Raw genomic sequence first — 18718 nt, forward strand, 5'->3', positions numbered from 1 at the left:
ACGGTGTAAATCCCTCATCCCCCTCGCCGCCATCGCGAAAGGGAAAAAGTGGACGACTTTTACGCCGCCCGCAGCAGCACTTCGCCGCCGCTACCGTGGTCTAATTTTGCACCGCCGTTCTCATTCTAGCCGTATGTAGACCCGCAGGAACAAACTCGACGAGACGATCACAATGCAGACACAGCCCCAGCCGAAAATGAAGACGACGAGTGCTATCAGCTTGGCGGCTGCAAGAACTCTTCACCATGGATGCCGATTTGCGCTTCCCCAAGGAGGGTGGCAGTCTCGGAATGGGTGCCCGCCATCCAATGTGAGCGCACCTGTCGCGCTGAATTTGATGGTGACCATTCAGTGGAACCTTACCAAAACCGGCAAGGACCACTTCGCTGAGCTCAGAAATCAGCGTTTCTGCCGTTGGCTGAGGACTCGTTGCGAGCAGTTGGGTATCTCAATCGCGCCGCATTACGTATACGCCCGTGAAAAGAACCATGTGCATTGGCTGGTCCACGTTCCGGAGCAGCTTGTGGCTGAGTTCAAAGATCTGGTGCCGCGCTGGATCACCAGTCTTGAGCACAAAGGGACAGGGCCGCGCAAGCGCGCCGAAAATCACGACCAGGCACCAGCTGGCGCAGTCAAAATCGAGACGGTTCGCAACAGCGTCGCTGCTCGCAAATATCTCCTCAAAGGCATCGGTCCTCGAGACGCCTTTCGCTTTGGAATCAAGCGCGTAGAACCCCAAGGGGTCGTTGTCGGTCGTCGGACTGGTGTGAGCCGCACGTTGGGCAGGGCTGCTAGGAAGAGGGCAGGCTACAAGTCTCAAAGACAGTTTTGGCAACGCGGCAATGGTCGTGTTGTGTCATCCTGCCCGTCGATTCATTGAACGAGCTACGTTTGGGGCTTGCGCCCAACGGTTGATAAAATATGACGACGCAAATCAAATCGTCGTCCTCCCGCCCGTGCGGCTCGCTCCTCCGCTTGCATGAACAATGCGCTGCGCAGTCTGGCTGATCACAAGCCCCAATCTTGCAAACTCGAACCAGAGGTATTGAGAAGCCCTCCAAATTCATTCTTTGACAACGAAGGTCACTGTCGAGACCGTGGCAATTCTTGTCCGCGTGAAAGGAGGCATTTACCAGTCATAGCCTAATCGTGCGGAATTATGATGCACGGCTCGGTTGACATGTGGAACGACGATAACGCTTTCTACGACGATGGCGAATGGATCACTTGGTCCGAGATCAACTCGCATCTGGAGCGTTTGGAGTTCGAAGCACGCTTCCCTCACTTCGATGTCGATTTGGTGCCCATCTTCCAAGACCTGCTCGCAGTGGCTGAGGATTACCACAATCTCACCGGCAGCCATTTGCAGCTCTACGGCGATCTGGGTGAACTATACGGCGCCATCACTCACGGGATCAAACTCCACCGCAATTATGCGCAAGGGTCGGACGGAAAGCTCGGCGACGATTTCGTCGAGATAAAGACCATCACCCCGTTCAAAAGCAACGACACCATCACACTCAACCTGAAGCGCAATTTCAGCAAGGTGCTGATCGTAAAGATTGACGGAGAGTTCGAGGTTCAAGGCAGGCTGATCGATCGCAAAGCTCTCCCCAAAACCAAGGGCGACACGCTGCGCCTGAATTGGGCTGACTTAGCAACCGGGCCAAACCAATCTGTCACCGCGTAAATTCCGTAAGTCCCTTCCTATTGTCGATAACTCTTAAAGGTGGGGGCGCGGGGGCGGCTAGCGCGCTAGTTGGAGGCAGAAACTGGGCCGATAGCAGACAGGCAGTTATCGGTTCGAAAATGTTGCATACCGTCCATAGACGGACAGGCTTTGCGGTAGTTTGTTTGAACGAAACACTTGGGCGCAATGGGGCCATTCGCTCACGCTTCGGAAAGCTTCTTTAGGCCTGCATAGTGAAGTGGCGCGACGGCTTTGATCATGTCCAACAGGTAGGCGGTATTTTTCTGGGCTTCCGCCACCAAGGCCGGATCGAAGCCCTTTCCTGTGTGATGGGACAGATCATTCGCGAATTTATAAATCGCAGTCTTTTTGTGGGGGTCGAAGTCTGTTTCCTCCAACTTCAAATAGAGGCTCTTGCTGGACGGCACATGAAAATCGAGGAAGGTCTCGAGAACCTTCCGAGCGATATTGGGGACATGATAGCAACCCAGGATCGTGCCGTCGGACTGAAAAGTATAGAGAACTTTGAAGAGGTAGTGATATTCCGTAGCGTGGTCGATCAGCAGCTTGTCGAGCGGAGCGAGACGGGCAGACCTGCCATCGGCCGTCTCGGTGCAGAGAACCATTGTGTAGGTTTTGTCCGTTTTGGGACCGGGGATGTTTCTCACCCAGTTGATGAGCAACCGTAGGAACTCAAAATTGTGAGTGAGGATGAAAAGCTGCTTCACCCCCTGAACACTATTCTTCAGAAATGAAAAAGCCTGATAGATCGCTGAGGCGTCGAGACTTGAGATCGGGTCGTCGATCACGACGACGCCTTCGGCGAGATCAAAATCCTGATCTTTGAGCTGCACCAGGAAATAGAGAAACGCGATTGCGGTCTTTTCTCCCTCGCTGAGGCGCTTGGCAGGCTTGCCACGCCTGAGCACGCGATAGCCATCCGCGCCGGATTCAAAGCGCAAATCGGTGCGCCCCAGAAATTGCTTCAGATGTTCGGTGAGGTCAGCTCCGCCCGCGTGCTCATTTGAGACCTTTGCCTGTTTGTCGATGATCGACTGCGACAGATCCGCAAGGCTTCGCTTGTCTGGAAGGCCGTTGCCGCCATTGGTCAGCAGATGAATCTCTGCTTCCACTGCTGCGATTGAGTCGCTCTGCTCCTTCACCTGATCCCTAATTGTCAGGAGGTAATGCGCTTCAACCGCGTTTCGAGCATTGGCCTTTTCAGCATCGAATGCGCGCGTTTTTGCATCATGACGTTTCAGGATGTCTGCGACAGACTGCAATGCCGCCTTTAGGCGCTCGGTGTCAGACACCATCGTCGGCTCATAAGAGGTTGTGCGCTGGGTTAACTTGACCTTCAGCGCTGCATCGATTTCGTCGAGCTTTTCGATCAACATGCTAGTCTGTTTGCCAATGGCTTCGATCGCGGTGTCGTAGTCCCCGCGGAGCTCAGAGTAGAGCGCGAGGCGATCGGGCAGCTTGAAGCGGCCGAGCGCCTCCCGGATTCCAGCAAGAGAAAGTCTCTCGGCTTCTATGTCTTCTTTGAGCTTCTGATCTTCGGTGCTGAAATGCTCCGCAAGGGCCTGCAAGCGGGTTGCTGGCAAGGTCTGCTGGCAAAACTCACAGCTCTGGGAACCGTGTTCTTTATGGAGCTTGATTCCATCCTCTACCCAGGCCGCAACGGCGGGTTTGCTCGCGAGCCTCTCAATAATGGCTGATTGCGCGGTCCTGTTTGTCAGTATGCCGGCTCGCTCGGCCGCCCCACCAGCAGCGGCGACCACCCCAACCGGTGAAGTGCCATCCGGCTGTTGGATGGCGGGTTGAGTTAGCGCACCGACGGCCGACATTTCCTCTTGGTGAACGGTCGCTCGATGCGCCTCAAGCTCCTCATCGCTGAGCGATTTGGAATCCTCTGTAAGCTTGGCAAAGGCGGCCTCAGCATCTGGCTTCCGATATGTGCGAAGTGTCGAGCCACTGGTGGCCTCGCCAATCGTTTGAGCGATTTTGGAGAAGACTTTTCCCTTTTCGGCCTCTTGCTTCGTGAGAGCTGCATTCTGGGTCTGTATGGTCGCAAGACGTCCGTCGCGCGTTGCAATCTCCGCTTTCAGCTCCTCGGCGATCGCCTTATTCTCCTCGCCGAGTATGAGAATGTGGCGGAGCGGACCGTCGAAACGCCCGATATTCGCGTCGACGAAGTCGCTGTTGAAGACGCGCACCTTGCGTAGATAATTTTGGCCGTGAGTCAGCGGGCCGGACTCCGTCTCCACACTGAACTCGAGCGTTGGATGATCGGGATGCGTCCCAGCCTGCAAGCAAGCCAGTAGGCGAGACAGTGTCGTTTTTCCTGAGCCATTTTCCCCGTAAATGACATTGAAGCGCCCAAAGATCGGCAATCCAGCTGGCGCCGAATAGTTGTCGAAGACTCCAAAGCCTTTGATCTTTTTTATCTGGGTAAGCATTTGCCCTCCTATGCGTAAACTAGCACAGGACGGTGTGGGTATCAGCCCTTCAGGCCATTGAACATCGACCGGATCTCCGCATCGCTCATATTGCGATGGGACGTGACGCCGCCTCCCCTGTATCCCTCCTCCGGATCGTGCCGCGGCTCGTTTTCCTCCAACGCCTCCCGCCGCCATCGGATGTCGCGCTTCACTGTGTCGGACGAGAATCCGCGCTTCTCCAACAGTGCGAGCAGGCTCCCCTCGAACTCGTCGAGGTCGTCGAGGGTCGTGATCGCCTCGAGGTCGCAGTCCACGCTGCGCGTGAAGGTCCACATGGCGGATTGGACGGCGGTCGCGGCCCGCTCTTGGTCGTTGCCGTAGGTGAACAGCGCTTCGTCCATGCTCTCGATGTCCTCGAGTGGCAGGCACATCGCCTTCTCCTCGAGCATTGTGGCGGCAGCCTCCGTGGCGACTGATCGGACGCGAGCCTCCACCTCGGTCGGCAGGAGCGTCATCGCGGACCTCTCGAGTAGCGAGCAGATCTCCCGGACCTCCGCCTCGTCGACGCCCTCCTGCTCGATCCCCATCAGCGCCGTGAGCATCCTGTCGATCAGCCCTTGGTCACGGAACTCGTCGCAGAGGTCGAGGGCGAGCTCCAAATACGCTAAGCGCTGCACCCTGCCGCCATCGCGAACCCTGTCGAGTGCCGCGGTCCAGACCGTCGTTGACCCCTCCCAGTCGCCCCGATGGACACGAAAGATCTCGAAGCACTCGCCGAGCTCGTTGGCGGTTTCGATGCAGGGGACGATAAGCGGCATTAAGCGATCTGACCGAATGACGCCGCGAAGATAGTCGCGGAGGCCAGGATTGGTGAAGTGGACGAGACTGTTGAGAAGGCTGAGGGCGGAGCCCTCGATTTCCTGATAGGCGGCTCGGAACCTAGCCTCGATCTCCGAGGTGCGCAGAGTGTTGCCTAACGCCGTGGCGACGCGCACGAAACTGTCTTTTAAAAGAGTGATTCCGACGAACGCGCCGTTGATCGCCATCGCGAGAAGCACCGTTCGTGCATCCTCAGACATATGCTGCCTGTAGGGCCGGTCCCAGAGCTCGTGCGGATTGTCGAGGACGTGCTGGATCAGCTCGCGCGTAGGCCGCTCGTCCAAGGCGAGATATTCGGACCGCGTCAGCATCTCGATTAGGCGCGGATTGAAGTTCTTGTGGTCGATCATGGCCAGATAGAAGCCGTCTTCTAGAATGGCGTCCTTCTGGGTCTCGGTCAGGCCTGAGAAGTGGATGTGGTTGTAGAGAATCCGCGCCTTCGCCTCGCGGGTGTAGGCGCCGACATTTAGGACGTAGCTGCGGACTCCCTTTGCCGCGTCGAGGCGGGCCGACAGCATCTTCGCCTGCGCAAGCACGTAATCGCGCGTCGTGAGGATGAACCTGAGATCCTTCTGGGCCGCCACTCGCGACAGCAAGGGCGGCAGCCTCGCATCCAAGCCGCGGACGTGGTCCGCGGAGAGGGCGACTTGGCCGAGAAAGTCGTCGAAGAAGATCAGACGCCTCTCGCCCTCGCTAGCGACAGCCATTGCCTCCTCGATATCGTCCACGACGAAGATCCGCCAACCCTGCTCGGCATGGCGCCATAGCAGGATCTGAGCCAGCGTGGTCTTCCCGACGCCCGGCGCGCCTGCGATGATCAAGGCCCCTGTGTCCGCCAGCAGCGTCTCGGCGTCGGCCACGCTCTGATTCTGAACAAAGCGCGGTATCATGCCGCGGATGATCTCCAGCTCCGCCGCCGTCCGGTTATAGACGCCGCTGTGGATGATGCGCTCGAGCACGGCCGAGCTCGCCAACCACAGCTTGAAATGGCGCTGCTCTACCTCAGAATGGAGGCGGAGGAGATTGTTGAGATCCTCGCGGCCTAGGATGTCGACCTCCGCCAGCGGCACCTCCGGCATCGCCGCCACGATCTTGGCCTTCAGCGCCGGCGTCATAGAGACGGAGGTTGCCAACAGGTATCGGCTCGGCGAGAGAGTGATCGCCTTGGGGCATTCACGACGCATCGCCCGCACCAGAGCCGCCGGGCCGCTGCGGGCGTAGTGCTTCGCCTGCACGACGATCTGCTGCGGTCCGGACATGTATCTTACGTCGACGCCCTGATCCCTGCCGGGCCCAAAGCTCTCCAGCCTCCGCGACCAATGGGCCTGCAGCAAGTCGCGGACGAGTTCTTCGAAATCGAGAGGGGAGAGATCGTGGAAGTCATTCATAATGAGCGCGGCAGTTTCCGAATTTTTTCACCAGAAGGGAAGAAGTAAATGATCAGAGCAGCTGGTCCGCGCCTCACCTGATTCCATACCGCCGCAGCGATCCCATTCGGCCAGTTTAGGAAAACCTCATGACGATCGATCTCACGCGTCCGGTTGGGTCACACCTGCACGAAGGCGGAGCTGGAGAATGAACAGCAGGAGTTCCACCACCTGCTCCTCAGCCTCTGTCGCTCACTGATAGCCAATCGGTGCAGGGCTGGGCGTCGGTCCCTAGCGGGACCTGCCATTCGACAAATCACGCCGGAACGGCAGGAGAGTCCCAAACCCCGCTGCCAAATCAACCGATAGCTACGTCTACTTTCGGGCAATCGCCGGTTCGGCCGTAATGACTGGGATTAGGGCGCGTAGCAGACGCGCACATCCTTACCTATCGTCGCTTCTTTGGTCGACCTCTGGGCTTGCCGAATTTCTGATATTCCCGCGGCCTGAGGTTAAGCGGTCGCCTTGGAATATCAGGTAACAACTCGGCGAGCACTTCAACCAGTTCGACGAGTTGCCCAGGTTCGAAGTCATCATCGTAATGTTTGCCTTCCGTATCATTCGGCTCGTGACCGCCAAGGCCTTGCCGGTGCGCCTTGTTGAATATCTTGAGGCCGGTCTCATCCTCTTTGTCACGCAGGACATTGAACCCTAGAGTGCGAACCGACGGAACGTCGACGTCCTTGCGACCACGCTTTCTGGAAGTGCCATTCGGGAACACCAGTTTGCGCAAGGGGCCGAAAAGATCCTTGTAGAAGCACTTGTCGGAATCCATCGTCGGGTGCAGGAACTCGGGGAAGAGAGCGCGATGGCCGGCTTCCCTCATGGCTGTCACGTAATCACCGAAGCCCAGATCGAGCAGTTTCCGCGCGATCGGAACCCTTCGAGTTGATGAGACGGTCTTGATGCGCCGCAGGCTGTTTTCCCGGATGTGGAGGTGAGGAACCTCATCATCGAGGACAACGTCGGAGACAGACAGGCCTGCAATTTCGTCGGACCGCGCGAGCGTGGAGATAACCAGCGGCAGCACCCAGTAACTGCCGTCATGGATTACTTCATCGCCCGGTTCGAACCGCTGCCACAAACCGGCGCATCCATACCAGACAGGAGTCTCAAGCATTCTCCGCAATTCATCAGGGTGCCAGGGCAGCCGCCCGGCGTTCCGCTTCTGGTTGTTCTTGACCGACTGGCGTTCGCCCTGTTTCTTCGGATTGACCAAGGTCTTGCGAACCGCGGTGAAATTCAGTCCCTTGGGAGCCAGATCTGGATCATGACCCTCCAGGTGCGTCATGAGGGCACTGATCCATGTCATGTGCTTGCGCTGCGTGACGAGCGACAGGCCGACGTAAGGCAGTCCTTCGGCATCGGCGGCGGTCGGATCTTCATCCCATTTTCTTCGCAGGGCATCCCCGCGTTCGAGCGCTTCCTCGATTGTTTCCCTGACTTCCTTTCTGTTCTCATCTTTCCGCGTCCGGCCATAAACGACAGGAAGACGGTGAAAGAGGTCCTTCATGCCGATGAGGTGCTTCTGGGTAATGGCGTTGACGGGGATGTCTCCGTTCGCCGCGATGAAGATCCTGACCGCACCTTCGATATCGCGCTTGCGTCCCTTGTCCCACGCCCCGTCCTCGATCTTCTTCCGCAACGACTCCTTGGCGTAGACGGAAAGCGGTGGAGCTACGACTGGCGGAGAACATTCGCTTGCAGCTGCGGGTGCCTCCTCCATGGCTTCATTCGCGGGCAGAACTGGAGCGGAAACAGCGGGCAATTCGTCGGCATTAGCAAGCCGTTCCAGATGTTTCGGCAACGGCCAGACATCGCCTTCCGGCAACGGCGATCCCAGCTCTTGGCAGGCTTCGATATTGGCGTTTCTGTAGGCCGTAGCTGCAATCCGCGCACATGCGGAAAGGTTCTTCTCGCTCGGCTCGATACCCTGAGCACGCAGATCATCGGCGAGTTGCCCAGGCGAAATCGCGCGCTGGTGCCTGTGACGGCTTGCTATGGCGGCAAGTGCATCCGCATCGTTCTCGCCAAGACCACGCGCGACAAGCTCCTGATGGCTTTCCATGCTCGCATCGAGGAGCTGCGGTTCGGTGGCCAGCAGCGAGAAGTAGCGGGCGTAGTGGCGATTGAAAGCCAGATGATCATCGACCCGGCCCGGTTCCTGAAACTGCGCCATGATGATCCGGTCGAGCTCTCGCTCGAAGGCCTGCTTGTAGAGGCCGGGCATGTCGTCCGCCTTCATGCTGCGCCTCAGTAAAGGCATCTGTTCCATCATCGCGTCCTTTGCCAGATCGAGTTCGGCTGCACGCGATCGGGCCTGCTGAGGGCTCGCCGTGCGCAGCGATACCCTCACAATTGTAGTATGGGATGGAACAGAAGAGAAACGCAGGCGGGATTTCCACCAGAAGACGGGGCCGCGACGATAGAGAGCCATGCCATATGAACCTTGGCTGCGAGGAGCAGGGCGGGACACAGTGCGGGCACAATCTGTGGCACAATTTGTGGCACAATCGGCGCAAAAGATTCCCGACCATTTTCCTCGGTTGAAGGAAAACGGCGGAATTCTGCGGCTTAATGTCGGAAACGACGAAAATTGGTCGGGGAGAGAGGATTCGAACCTCCGGCCCCTGCCTCCCGAAGACAGTGCTCTACCAGGCTGAGCTACTCCCCGACCGGTCGCGCCGTCCGAGGACGGGCGAGGCAGGAGCGGGCCTATAGAGAGCAAGGCGCGCGGTGGCAAGCCGCCAATGGCGCTTTCCTGCGCGATGGCGAAATCAGGCGGGAAAACTGCGTTGCAAGCGGCCAATTTGCCGAACCGGAACGCGCGGCCGCTTCTGTTGGAGGTAACTGGTCGGCTTCGCTGCTTCCGCTCGCAGCGCTTGGCAGGGGCAGGCGGGGTGGCTAACCCTTCACCCATGCACGAAATGCTTGCCAGTCGTCGTTCAGAGTCGCGCCCACATTGGGAATGGCAGTACCTCGATCTGATGCGGCGCATCTGGGAGGATGGGGATGAGCGGATCGACCGCACAGGGGTCGGCACGCGATCACTGTTCGGCGCGACAATCCGGTTCGATCTGTCCGGCGGGCTGATGCCGTTGCTCACCACCAAGCGGGTGTACTGGAAGACGGCCACGCGCGAGTTGCTGTGGTTTCTCACGGGCAGCACCAACATTCGGCCGCTGTGCGCTCAAGGCGTCGAGATATGGACCGACTGGCCGCTCGATCGCTATCGCCGCGAGACCGGGGAGGACATCGAACGCGCGGCGTTCTCGCGCCGAATCGTCGAAGACGCAGATTTCGCAGCAGACTGGGGCGACCTGGGGCCGGTATACGGCAAGCAATGGGTCGACTGGCCGGTCTACGAGGCTGCCGGCGACGGGCTCTTTCGCCGTCGCGACCAGGGCGTCGATCAGGTCTCGCAAGTCGTCGAGAGCCTGCGCACCAATCCCGGCAGCCGGCGCCACATCATCGAAGGCTGGAACGTTGCGGAGCTCGACGCGATGGCCTTGCCGCCGTGTCACAAGACCTACCAGTTCCATGTCTCGAACGGCCGTCTATCCGGACTGCTCTACCAGCGCAGTTGCGATCTTGGGCTGGGCTTCGCATTCAATATGTGGTCGCTGGCCCTGTTGACGCGCATGCTGGCGCAGCAGTGCGGCCTTGAACCGGGCGAGGCGGTTTGGACGGGAGGCGACGTGCACCTTTACCTGAACCACGCCGATCTGGTCGAAGCGCAGCTCGATCGGGAACCGGAAGGCGAGGCGCGGCTTGTCATAGAACGCAGGCCCGACACGATATTCGGCTATGAAATCGAGGATTTTTCGGTCGTCGGTTATGCGCCGCAGTCCGCTATCAAGGCACCTGTCGCGGTCTGATTGACATTGCGTGCTTACGTAATATTATATCCTAGTCATGCAACAATGCTACATGGCGGGCGAGTCTGAGGAGAGGCAAGGGATGACGGCGGACAAGCCTGACGGCGCAGACCCAGGGCCTCGCGCAGCGAGCGTCGGCCAACCGCGCGGCAACCTGCCGCCCCTTGAGCTCTACGTGCCGGAGCCGCGCTACCGACCGGGCGACGCTGTCGATTATTCGCATCTCGAAATTCCCGAAGCGGGTGCTCATTCCCGCCCCGACGAAACCTGCCCGCCGGTCGAGACCCGGCCCTTGTGCGACGGGCTCGTTCGCGTCCTCGATGAGGAGAACCGGGCGGTCGGTGCCTGGGATCCAGGCCTGGACCCGGACACGCTGCGGCGCATGCTGCGCGTGATGGCGCTCACTCGCGCATTCGACGATCGGATGTATCGCGGCCAGCGGCAGGGCAAGACCAGCTTCTACATGAAGTGCACGGGCGAAGAGGCGATCTCGGTCGCGTCCGCTTTCGCGCTGGCGGACGACGACATGGTCTTTCCCAGTTATCGTCAGCAAGGCGTGCTGATCGCGCGCGGCTATCCGCTCGTCGAGATGATCAACCAGATCTACTCGAATCGCGCCGACCGGCTGAAGGGTCGCCAGTTGCCGATCATGTATTCGGCGAAGGACCACGGGTTCTTCTCGATCTCGGGCAATCTCGCGACGCAGTATCCGCAGGCTGTGGGCTGGGCGATGGCCAGCGCGATCAAGGGCGATACCCGGATTGCCACCAGCTTCATCGGCGAAGGCTCTAGCGCGGAAGGCGATTTTCACGCGGCGATGACCTTCGCTGCCGTCTACAACGCGCCGGTCGTGCTCAACGTGGTCAACAACCAGTGGGCGATTTCCAGCTTCTCGGGCTTTGCCGGGGCGGAGCGGGCGACGTTCGCCGCGCGTGCCGTCGGCTATGGCGTCGCGGGCTTGCGGGTCGACGGAAACGACGCGCTGGCAGTCTATGCCGCGATGCAATGGGCCGCGAATCGCGCTCGAGCCAACGCCGGGCCGACGCTGATCGAGCACTTCACTTATCGCGCCGAGGGACATTCGACCTCGGACGATCCCAGCGCCTACCGCTCCGCGCAAGAGCGGGAGGAATGGCCGCTCGGCGATCCGGTGGCGCGGCTCAAAGCGCATCTCGTCGCACTCGGCGAGTGGGATGACGAGCGCCACGCGGCGATGGATCTCGAACTGGCCGAGCAGGTCAAGAAAGCCACCAAGGAAGCCGAAAAGAACGGCATTCTCGGCCATGGTCTGCACCACCCGTTCCACACCATGTTCGAGGATGTCTTCGAGGACTTGCCCTGGCATCTCGAGGAGCAGGCCGAGCAGGCGATCCGGGAACGCCGCACGAAATGGCCGAACTGGAAGGAGTTCTCCGAGTGAGCGACGAAGAGGCTGCCCTTTCGCTCGCCAACGCGGCGTCTCGCCCGCTCAACATGATTGAGGCGATCAACGAGGCGCTGGATCTGATGATGGCGCGCGATCCCGATGTCATCGTCATGGGCGAGGATGTGGGATATTTCGGCGGCGTGTTCCGCGCGACCGCCGGTCTACAGAACAAGTACGGCAAGAATCGGGTCTTCGATACTCCGATCAACGAATGCGGCATCATCGGCGCAGCGGTCGGTATGGCGGCGTACGGCTTGCGACCGGTCCCCGAGATCCAGTTTGCCGACTACATCTATCCCGGGCTCGATCAGCTGATCTCGGAAGCCGCGCGGATGCGCTACCGTTCGGCGGGCGACTTCACGGCGCCGCTGACGGTTCGCTCGCCCTTCGGTGGCGGTATTTTCGGCGGGCAGACGCACAGTCAGAGCCCCGAGGCGCTGTTCACGCATGTCGCGGGTTTGAAGACGGTCATTCCGTCCACACCCCACGATGCCAAAGGGCTGCTGATCGCGGCGATCGAGGATGATGATCCGGTCATCTTCTTCGAGCCAAAGCGCATCTACAACGGCCCGTTCGGCGGCGACTACGATGCGCCCTCGAAGACCTGGAAGACCCATCCCGGCGGCAAAGTGCCCGAGGGGTATTATCATATCCCGCTCGGCAAGGCGCGAATGGTGCGCGAGGGCTCGGCGATGACCGTGCTGGTCTACGGCACGATGGTTCACGTGGCCGAGGCGGTTCTCGCGGCCAAAGGCATCGACGCCGAAATCATCGATCTGCGCACGCTGGTCCCGCTCGACATCGAGGCGATCGAAACGTCTGTGGAGAAAACGGGCAAATGCTTGGTCATTCACGAGGCGACTCGCACGTCCGGCTTTGGCGCCGAGCTTGTCAGCCTCGTGCAGGAGCGCTGCTTCTATCACCTCGAGGCGCCGGTGGAACGAGTGACGGGCTTCGACACGCCCTATCCACACAGTCTCGAGTGGGCCTATTTCCCCGGTCCCGTCCGCATCGGCGAGGCGATCGACCGGCTGATGAGCGAGTAAGACAATGGCACGCTACACATTCCGCCTTCCCGATATCGGCGAAGGCATCGCCGAAGCCGAAATCGTCGCCTGGCACGTCAAGGTCGGCGATACCGTTGAGGAAGACGGCCGCCTGGCAGACATGATGACCGACAAGGCGACGGTCGAGATGGAAAGCCCGGTTTCGGGCAAGGTCCTCGAAGTGGCCGGCGCGGAAGGCGATGTCGTCGCGATCGGCTCGCCACTGGTGGTGATCGAGATCGAAGGCGAAGTGGCCGACGATCACGGGGCGCCTGGGCCGGCTTCCGAAGAAGTCGAGGAGCGGATCGAGGCGGAAAATCCCGATGCCGGCGACGTCGATCGTGCCGTAAAGGCGGCGGGGCAGGGGTCATCCGATGGTGACGGCCCTTCGACAAGCGCAGAGCGAGCGGATGTTGGGACCGAGGCGGCGCCCGCGCCTACACCCGCTCCCAAACCCGCTCAGGCCGAGCCTGTCGAAGCCCGCGCGCCGACGCCAGCGCCCACCCCCGCTTCGCCATCCGCAAGCGCCAGCAAAGTCCTCGCCAGCCCCGCCGTGCGCAAGCGCGCGAAGGACCTTGGCATCGATCTGGGCGAAGTCCGCCCCGCCGAGGATGGCCGCGTGCGCCACGGCGATCTCGATGCCTTCCTTGCTTACAACGCTTCGGGCGGCTTCCAGCCCGCCGGGACCAAGGGCAGCGACGAGCAGGTTCGAGTCATCGGCCTCAGGCGACGGATCGCGGAGAACATGGCCGCGTCGAAGCGCAACATTCCGCACTTCGCCTATGTCGAGGAATACGATCTCACCGCGCTGGAGGAAGCGCGCGCGCAGTTGAATGCGCATCGCGGGGAACGGCCCAAGCTGACGATGCTGCCGTTTCTGATCACCGCGATCTGTCGCCTGATCCCGAAGTTTCCGATGCTCAACGCGCACTACGACGATGAGGCGGGCGTGGTGACGCGCTATGGTTCCGTGCACATGGGCATGGCTGCGCAGACCCCGGCCGGGCTCATGGTGCCGGTGATTCGCGATGCGCAGGACCGCAACTTGTGGCAGCTCGCCAACGAGATCGCCCGGTTGGCGGCGGCAGCGCGCGACGGGTCCGCGAAGTCGTCCGAATTGTCCGGCTCGACCATCACGCTGACATCGCTCGGCCCGATGGGCGGCGTCGCGACGACGCCAGTGATCAACCGTCCCGAAGTCGCGATCATTGGCCCCAACCGCATCGTCGAGCGCCCGATGTACGTGACCGATGCGAGCGGGCAAGAGCGGATCGAGAAGCGCAAGACGATGAACATCTCGATGAGCTGCGATCACCGCGTCGTCGATGGCTGGGATGCCGCCAGCTTCGCGCAGGAGCTCAAGACCCTGCTGGAAGCGCCCTCGCTGCTGCTGGCGGGGTAAGGGCGGACGCTACCCGCTTAGGCGCTCTGTGTCTCAGTGCACGATCGCGCTGTAGGCGATCTGGCCCGCGCCTCGCCGTGCGGTCTCGGCGGAAATGCGCCAGCGCACGTGGGTCACGTCCTCGGGCGTCGCCTGGCGGTCACCGATCCGCAAGGTGCCGATCCGGCCCCACGTCCGGCCTCCGTCGACCGAGACTTCCTGCAGGCGCCGGGCGCTGTCTTCGTAGGAGATACCCTCGGGCAGCGGATTGACGATGGTGAAGCCGCCATCGCCCGCGAGGCGATACCAGCGCACGATCGTGACGACCCTGTCGCCGCGTGAAAAGCGCTCCGCGGGCTCGAGCCGGCGGAGACCCGGCGCCGCACTCTCACGGAAGACTTCGGATTGCGTCTTTACGACCGGAGCGGCCGCGACCGGCAGCCCCCAGACCAGACCGATGGCGATGACGCCGCGCAAGGCGACACGATGCAATGGCGCGACACGATGCGTTGGCACCCGGCAAACCCCCTGTAATGTCCGGTTCGGACACACGGCACTCTGCGCGGATAGTCACGAAAATGTGGTTAACACAGGGTTCCGCCGCCTCGGATTCGATACGGCTTGTGGAAAGATGACAGATCGGATGGAAGGCTGTTGACAGCCTAGGCGCCCTAGCCTAGTGGCGCGGCTCCCCAAGCGGCGCACGCTCAAACGCGGGTGTAGCTCAGATGGTTAGAGTGCCGGCCTGTCACGCCGGAGGTCGCGGGTTCAAGTCCCGTCACTCGCGCCACTTGGGGAATTTTACCGGCCGCAGGCGATCGTAAACGACCACGCGATCAGCCCCAGCGGCCGGTTTCCATCCAGATCAGGAAGCGCCGCAAGGGCAGCAGCCAGACCACGCCGAGCAGCACGTAGACCGGTGCCTGCGCGAGTGACGGAAGCTGCGAAATCAGCGGCTCGGCATAGACCGCGATGGCTATTCCGTAGAGAGTGAGGGCGATGCACAGCCCCAGGACGCCGATCGGGATTCGCAGGGTCGGCTTCTCACGCATCCGTCTGGTGTCCTTCGTAGAAACGCGTCGGTGTGACAATGCCGCTGAGCAGCTGGTCGTGCGGCTCGCGCGGCGCGGCATCGAGCTTCTGGCAATCCCACGCCATGCCGATGGCACGGGTGCCGGGATGGGCTTCCAGCCAACGATCATAGTGCCCGCCGCCTTGTCCGAGCCGATCCCCGGCGGACGTGAAGCCCAGCAAGGGTACGAACAGCGTCTCAGGCGCGACTTCGGCGGCGGTCGCGGGCGGTTGCGAGACGCCGAACGGCCCCGGCGTCAGCGTATTGACGAAGGGGTTCTCCCATTCGCGGAAGATCATCGGCGCATCGCGGTCCGCGAACCAGGGCAGGGCGAGCTTGCGACCGTGCTCGTAAAGCCATTGGGCGTAAGGAAGCGTCGGCGCTTCGTGGATCGCGGCATGATACAGACCGACCGTGCTGCCTTCGGGAACGCTGTCCGCGACGGGCCCCGGCGGCCGCATGAACATCAGCGCGCGCACAGAGCGCGGGAGTGCTTCGACGTGTTCGCGCCGCAGCGTGCGCAAGCGTCGCCGCAGGAACGCCTTGTCGTCGTGAGCACCGGTCATGTGATCTGACATTGCGCCTCTTTTGGGGGGGTGACGGGTCCACCTTGGGTCGTTTTCCTAGAAATCCTCTGACGCCTCGACGTCAGGTGGGCACCATATGCACCGCAACCCCAATGCAAAGAGAGTGGCGCGGGCAGGGACAGCACCCTTGGATTGCTTATAGCCTCAGGGATGTTCTTACGGCTCGTGCCGGGCAGAACCCGTCACCCCCAATCTAGGGTGCCGAGGCTGCGCTCTCAAGCTGTGTCGCAATTTTTTCGACGCGGTCGGCGAGCGCAGCCGCCTGTCCGGCAAGGCGCGCCTCGGTCTGGTCGAGTTTTTCCTGGCTAATCATCGCGCCACGACACTCATGCAATTCGTCGGCGAGGAGCAGCGCGGCGAATAGCAGCGTGCGCGATTCGCTCTGGCCGGCAGCGGGATTTTGGGACGAGAGCTTGCTGTCGATCAACTGGCCGAGGGCAACGATGTGCTCTTCCTCGCCGTCCGCGCAGGCCACGGTGTAGTGTCGTCCGCCGATCAGGAGTTGGACGTTGCTCATCCGCTTTGCGCCGCGATCATGGCGTCAATCTCGGCAATCGTGCGCGATACGGCGGCTTTGAGTGTCTCGTGCCGCTCGTGGATATCATCGGACTGCGGACGTTCGGATGGTGATCGTGCCGCCGACTCGACACGCGCAATCGCTGCGTCGATACGCGCCAGTTCCTGCTCGATCGAACCCCCGTTCATCTCGCCTGATTACGATAAAAATACCAGATTTGCAAAAGATTACACTTGGGTCTTGGCAAGTGACATCGGTTAAGGGGCCTAACCTGGGCACTTGATTGCGTGCGGCGCTAAACTTGACGCGCGCACGCCTTCCCCTAGAGGAGGCCGCAAGTCTCGACTCGTCGCATTTGACCACTGTTTTCCCGGAGTTCCCTGATGACCCTCGACCCGTCCCGTCTCGCGCCTATGGCGAACGCCATCCGCGCGCTGTCGATGGATGCGGTGCAGGAGGCGAACTCCGGCCATCCCGGCATGCCGATGGGCATGGCGGATGTGGCGACGGTGCTGTTCGACAAATTCCTCAAGTTCGATCCCGCCGCGCCCGACTGGGCCGACCGCGATCGCTTCGTGCTGTCGGCCGGGCATGGCTCGATGCTGATCTATTCGCTTCTCTATCTGACCGGTTACGAAAGCCCGACGATCGAGGACATTCGCAATTTCCGGAAGCTTGGCAGCGTCTGCGCCGGGCACCCGGAGAACTTCCTCATTCCCGGTGTCGAGTGCACGACCGGTCCGCTCGGCCAGGGGCTGGCCATGGCCGTCGGCATGGCGATTGCCGAAAAGCATCTTGCCGCCACGTTCGGCGACGATCTGGTCAATCATCGTACCTGGGTCGTTGCGGGTGACGGTTGCCTGATGGAAGGCATCAATCACGAGGCGATCGGGCTTGCCGGCAATCTCGGCCTCGGCAAGCTCAAGGTGCTGTGGGACGACAACCGCATCACCATCGACGGCGATACCTCGCTTTCGACTTGTGAGGACATCCCCGCGCGGTATCGCGCCGCGGGCTGGGAAGTGCTGTCGTGCGACGGTCACGACTTCGCCGATATCGAACGCGCGCTGGGCGAGGCGGCCGCTTCGGACAAGCCGACGCTGGTGGCTTGCCGCACCGTCATCGGCAAGGGCGCGCCCAACAAGCAGGGTAGCCACGACGTTCACGGCGCGCCGCTCGGCAAGGACGAGATCGCCGCCGCACGTGAACAACTGGGCTGGGATGCCGCGCCTTTCGAAATTCCCGAGGCCGTCCTGGCCGACTGGCGTTCGCTGGGTGCCAAGGGCGCCGAGGAGCGCGCGAAGTGGGAAATGTGCTGCACCGCGCATGGTGGCTGCAGCGAGTTCAAACGTCGTATGGCTGGCGAACTGCCGTCGAGCGAGAAAGCGGGTCGGGAATTCCAGGCCTGGCTGGAGGGCGAGGCCAACATCGCCACCCGCAAGGCCTCGGAAAACGCGCTCAACGTTCTGGTCCCGCTGATCCCCGAGATGATCGGCGGTTCGGCGGACCTGACCGGCTCGAACAACACCAAGGCCAAGGACCAGGCGCCGTTGACCGCCGAGGATCCGTCCGGTCGTTACGTCTACTACGGCATTCGCGAGTTCGGCATGGCCGCGGCGATGAACGGCATGGCACTGCACGGCGGCGTCATTCCCTACGGCGGCACGTTCCTGATCTTCTCGGACTATTGCCGCAATGCGGTGCGCTTGTCGGCGCTGCAGCAGACGCGCGTGATCTACGTCTTCACGCATGATTCGATCGGCCTGGGCGAAGATGGACCGACTCACCAGCCCATCGAGCAGGTGATGTCGCTGCGCCTCATTCCCAACCTCAACGTGTTCCGTCCGTGCGACGTTGTCGAGACGGCCGAGTGCTGGAGCCTCGCGTTGCAGACGCCGGACACGCCATCGGTGCTCGCGCTGTCGCGCCAGAACCTGCCGCAAGTGCGCGACTCGGGCGAAATGCTCAGCGCGCGCGGGGCCTATCGCCTGCGTTCGGCCGAAGCGACGCGCCGCGTCATTCTGATCGCCACGGGCTCCGAAGTGCAGCTCGCGCTCGAAGTTGCCGAGCAGCTCGAAGCCAAGAAGATCGGCGCCGACGTCGTTTCGATGCCGTGCATGGAGCTGTTCGAGCAGCAGCCCGAAGGCTATCGCAAAGACATCCTGCCCGATGCCGACCCGTCCGAAATTCTGCGGGTGTCGATCGAGGCGGGGGTGACGATGGGCTGGGAGCGCCACACGATGGCAAACGGCCTCAACATCGGCCTCGACCGTTTCGGCGCGTCCGCGCCGGCCAAGGATCTGTTCGAGAAGTTCGGCTTCACAGCCGATGCCATCGTGCCGCAGATCATGAATAAAATCAGCAGCTGACAGGA

Annotated in this window: 15 protein-coding genes and 2 tRNA genes; 8 read left to right on the plus strand and 9 right to left on the minus strand. The window is 61.3% G+C overall.

Annotated features, from left to right (window positions below; genetic code table 11):
• Positions 1-310: 310 nt before the first annotated feature.
• Positions 311-880 carry a hypothetical protein gene (locus GQO94_RS19460; protein ID WP_156843060.1) on the plus strand — a complete coding sequence of 190 codons (570 nt, stop codon included), beginning with the start codon at positions 311-313 and terminating at the stop codon, positions 878-880.
• A 300-nt stretch (positions 881-1180) separates the two neighbouring features.
• A complete protein-coding gene (locus GQO94_RS19465) occupies positions 1181-1690 on the plus strand; it encodes a hypothetical protein (protein WP_156843061.1) in 510 nt (169 codons plus the stop codon).
• 200 nt (positions 1691-1890) lie between these two features.
• Here GQO94_RS19465 and GQO94_RS19470 read toward each other — a convergent pair whose 3' ends face one another.
• The 4 genes from GQO94_RS19470 to GQO94_RS19485 all read right to left on the minus strand — a co-directional run bounded on the left by GQO94_RS19470 (position 1891) and on the right by GQO94_RS19485 (position 9111).
• Positions 1891-4149 carry an AAA family ATPase gene (locus GQO94_RS19470; protein ID WP_156843062.1) on the minus strand — a complete coding sequence of 753 codons (2259 nt, stop codon included), beginning with the start codon at positions 4147-4149 and terminating at the stop codon, positions 1891-1893.
• A gap of 41 nt (positions 4150-4190) precedes the next feature.
• Entirely contained in the window at positions 4191-6398 is a 2208-nt protein-coding gene (locus GQO94_RS19475; RefSeq protein ID WP_156843063.1) for an nSTAND3 domain-containing NTPase, read from the minus strand.
• A 427-nt stretch (positions 6399-6825) separates the two neighbouring features.
• Entirely contained in the window at positions 6826-8874 is a 2049-nt protein-coding gene (locus GQO94_RS19480; protein ID WP_156843064.1) for a site-specific integrase, read from the minus strand.
• 160 nt (positions 8875-9034) lie between these two features.
• Positions 9035-9111 (minus strand) — tRNA-Pro (locus GQO94_RS19485).
• A 244-nt stretch (positions 9112-9355) separates the two neighbouring features.
• Here GQO94_RS19485 and thyA point away from each other — a divergent pair.
• The 4 genes from thyA (at position 9356) to GQO94_RS19505 (ending at position 14189) form a co-directional block, all read left to right on the plus strand.
• Positions 9356-10315, plus strand: coding sequence for a thymidylate synthase (gene thyA, locus GQO94_RS19490; protein ID WP_156843086.1), 960 nt, complete (start codon positions 9356-9358; stop codon positions 10313-10315).
• A gap of 82 nt (positions 10316-10397) precedes the next feature.
• Complete coding sequence (locus tag GQO94_RS19495) at positions 10398-11735, plus strand: 3-methyl-2-oxobutanoate dehydrogenase (2-methylpropanoyl-transferring) subunit alpha (RefSeq protein ID WP_156843065.1); 1338 nt, start codon at positions 10398-10400, stop codon at positions 11733-11735.
• A 53-nt stretch (positions 11736-11788) separates the two neighbouring features.
• Positions 11789-12787, plus strand: a complete 999-nt coding sequence (locus GQO94_RS19500) for an alpha-ketoacid dehydrogenase subunit beta (protein ID WP_232333043.1) — start codon at positions 11789-11791, stop codon at positions 12785-12787.
• A gap of 4 nt (positions 12788-12791) precedes the next feature.
• The gene (locus GQO94_RS19505; RefSeq protein WP_156843067.1) at positions 12792-14189 is read left to right on the plus strand and encodes a dihydrolipoamide acetyltransferase family protein; all 1398 of its coding nucleotides are present in this window, start codon (positions 12792-12794) and stop codon (positions 14187-14189) included.
• Between the two features lie 33 nt (positions 14190-14222).
• Here GQO94_RS19505 and GQO94_RS19510 read toward each other — a convergent pair whose 3' ends face one another.
• A complete protein-coding gene (locus GQO94_RS19510) occupies positions 14223-14684 on the minus strand; it encodes a hypothetical protein (RefSeq protein WP_156843068.1) in 462 nt (153 codons plus the stop codon).
• 197 nt (positions 14685-14881) lie between these two features.
• On the opposite strand from GQO94_RS19510, the gene GQO94_RS19515 reads away from it, so the two are divergent.
• Positions 14882-14958: transfer RNA gene (locus GQO94_RS19515), tRNA-Asp, on the plus strand.
• 46 nt (positions 14959-15004) lie between these two features.
• Here GQO94_RS19515 and GQO94_RS19520 read toward each other — a convergent pair.
• From GQO94_RS19520 to GQO94_RS19535, 4 genes are all read right to left on the minus strand, one after another.
• Positions 15005-15220, minus strand: coding sequence for a DUF2842 domain-containing protein (locus tag GQO94_RS19520; RefSeq protein ID WP_156843069.1), 216 nt, complete (start codon positions 15218-15220; stop codon positions 15005-15007).
• The gene (locus GQO94_RS19525) at positions 15213-15818 is read right to left on the minus strand and encodes a 5-formyltetrahydrofolate cyclo-ligase (protein WP_156843070.1); all 606 of its coding nucleotides are present in this window, start codon (positions 15816-15818) and stop codon (positions 15213-15215) included. The genes GQO94_RS19520 and GQO94_RS19525 overlap by 8 nt, the downstream gene beginning before the upstream one ends.
• A gap of 202 nt (positions 15819-16020) precedes the next feature.
• Positions 16021-16344 (minus strand): cell division protein ZapA, encoded by a 324-nt coding sequence (locus GQO94_RS19530; RefSeq protein WP_156843071.1) that lies wholly within the window; start codon positions 16342-16344, stop codon positions 16021-16023.
• A complete protein-coding gene (locus GQO94_RS19535; protein ID WP_156843072.1) occupies positions 16341-16532 on the minus strand; it encodes a hypothetical protein in 192 nt (63 codons plus the stop codon). Before GQO94_RS19535 ends, GQO94_RS19530 begins: the two co-directional genes overlap by 4 nt.
• Before the next feature lie 195 nt (positions 16533-16727).
• On the opposite strand from GQO94_RS19535, the gene tkt reads away from it, so the two are divergent.
• A complete protein-coding gene (tkt, locus tag GQO94_RS19540; protein ID WP_156843073.1) occupies positions 16728-18713 on the plus strand; it encodes a transketolase in 1986 nt (661 codons plus the stop codon).
• The last annotated feature ends 5 nt before the right edge of the window (positions 18714-18718 follow it).

Source organism: Novosphingobium aquimarinum, assembly GCF_009746585.1.
Lineage (GTDB): Bacteria > Pseudomonadota > Alphaproteobacteria > Sphingomonadales > Sphingomonadaceae > Novosphingobium > Novosphingobium aquimarinum.

Excerpts from the sequence above, each read along its gene's own strand:
- GQO94_RS19465 (WP_156843061.1), top strand. The coding sequence starts at position 1,181 with ATGTGGAACGACGATAACGCTTTCTACGACGATGGCGAATGGATCACT.
- GQO94_RS19470 (WP_156843062.1), bottom strand. The coding sequence starts at position 4,149 with ATGCTTACCCAGATAAAAAAGATCAAAGGCTTTGGAGTCTTCGACAAC.
- GQO94_RS19475 (WP_156843063.1), bottom strand. The coding sequence starts at position 6,398 with ATGAATGACTTCCACGATCTCTCCCCTCTCGATTTCGAAGAACTCGTC.
- GQO94_RS19480 (WP_156843064.1), bottom strand. The coding sequence starts at position 8,874 with ATGGCTCTCTATCGTCGCGGCCCCGTCTTCTGGTGGAAATCCCGCCTG.
- thyA (WP_156843086.1), top strand. The coding sequence starts at position 9,356 with ATGCACGAAATGCTTGCCAGTCGTCGTTCAGAGTCGCGCCCACATTGG.
- GQO94_RS19495 (WP_156843065.1), top strand. The coding sequence starts at position 10,398 with ATGACGGCGGACAAGCCTGACGGCGCAGACCCAGGGCCTCGCGCAGCG.
- GQO94_RS19500 (WP_232333043.1), top strand. The coding sequence starts at position 11,789 with ATGATTGAGGCGATCAACGAGGCGCTGGATCTGATGATGGCGCGCGAT.
- GQO94_RS19505 (WP_156843067.1), top strand. The coding sequence starts at position 12,792 with ATGGCACGCTACACATTCCGCCTTCCCGATATCGGCGAAGGCATCGCC.
- GQO94_RS19520 (WP_156843069.1), bottom strand. The coding sequence starts at position 15,220 with ATGCGTGAGAAGCCGACCCTGCGAATCCCGATCGGCGTCCTGGGGCTG.
- GQO94_RS19525 (WP_156843070.1), bottom strand. The coding sequence starts at position 15,818 with ATGTCAGATCACATGACCGGTGCTCACGACGACAAGGCGTTCCTGCGG.
- GQO94_RS19530 (WP_156843071.1), bottom strand. The coding sequence starts at position 16,344 with ATGAGCAACGTCCAACTCCTGATCGGCGGACGACACTACACCGTGGCC.
- GQO94_RS19535 (WP_156843072.1), bottom strand. The coding sequence starts at position 16,532 with ATGAACGGGGGTTCGATCGAGCAGGAACTGGCGCGTATCGACGCAGCG.
- tkt (WP_156843073.1), top strand. The coding sequence starts at position 16,728 with ATGACCCTCGACCCGTCCCGTCTCGCGCCTATGGCGAACGCCATCCGC.